General features: G+C 41.7%; 2 protein-coding genes. Both read right to left on the bottom strand.

The features are described 5' to 3' along the window. On the bottom strand, positions 1-444 hold a 444-nt coding region (locus Q0212_RS16575), incomplete at its 3' end, for a hypothetical protein (protein ID WP_297927590.1). After that, positions 441-1,262 (bottom strand): hypothetical protein (locus Q0212_RS16570; protein ID WP_297927588.1); only part of this gene is annotated, 822 nt, incomplete at its 5' end. The genes Q0212_RS16570 and Q0212_RS16575, both read right to left, overlap by 4 nt.

Raw genomic sequence — 1,262 nt, 5'->3', positions numbered from 1 at the left:
AATACCATTAGCCGCTATTTCTTCTTCAACAAGCATGGCAATGGTTTTTCCTTGGGCAACTTGTTGTTTGGCACGCAAAAAGAAATCCACAGAACGCTTTAAAGGGCGACCACCAAACAATGTTGCTTCTGAGGTAATTAAACCTGCCGCCATTGACAGAGAGGCAGTAGAGCGTACCGATCCTGCCAAAGCCGCCGTATTATTCGGCCAAATACTGGCATCAGGATAACCTGTTGATGACCACAAATAATCTAATAAGGCTAATTCATTAGGTGCAAAAATTCGGCCTGTAATGGCATACAAGTGCACTGCAAACCATGAGTGTTTATTGGCTAAATCATGATGTAAATCTAAGCCCCTTAATACCACACGGTCAGACAAAAAAGCCTTACCCATATCGGTATTTAGTTTATTTTCAGCCGCTAATAAATCTTCTAGACTCATGATACTGCTCCTTGTTGTCCACAATCATTATTTAATTGAATATGCTCGCCAAAAAAGGGAAACTTACGCCAACCTTGTTGTTGTTGCTCTAATGCAAATACTGCAGCTGATGGTAAACGTAATATTAAAAATAACATTTCAGCTTGATATTCTGTAAATCCTAAATCAAAAAATGCAGCTGCCATAACCCCCGTCATTGATAGCGACGCATTTACGGTTTGTTCTAGGTGTTGACGCTGCTGCGCTAACCATGTGAGTGCTTGGCCTGCGCTTAATGGTGCTAATAATGCCAACGCCTGTAAAACCGTTGTCTGGCATTGAGGCGCATGAGGGTCAAAACCAATGGGATGTTCGATATCTAACCAAATATCTGTAACATGATGAACTGATTTTGGGTTCTGATAAGCCAATAAGTGTTGTTGCCATAACTCTGGATCAAAACCACAACGCTGCCAAAGCTGAACAGCTAAATTAACCTCATGACTACCGCCATATTGCCCCGCACCAACTGCTAAAGCCGCCATTAAAGTGGCTGCATGAGTTGCACCACTGACACCACTATTCATTGCAGCTCGAACACTCGCATCACGCATACTGGTATAGCTTAAAATAATAGCCATTTTCTCAAGTAATTGTGCTTGTTGAGGTGTGGGTCGTTCGCCTTTCACTAATAAATACAAGGACTCAACCCATGTGGCATGAGGTACAATTTGGTTATAGACATCATAACCATGACAATAACTGGTCTTAGCTGCAAAAGGATTATTTGTTTCTGGTTCTTCTTGCCAAATATTCGTCTGATACACTAAACGTGACTG

The sequence above is a fragment of the uncultured Agitococcus sp. genome, assembly GCF_937920075.1.
GTDB lineage: Bacteria > Pseudomonadota > Gammaproteobacteria > Pseudomonadales > Moraxellaceae > Agitococcus.
The sequence above is the reverse complement of the archived record's forward strand: the minus strand, read 5'-3'. Positions and strand labels throughout refer to the sequence as shown.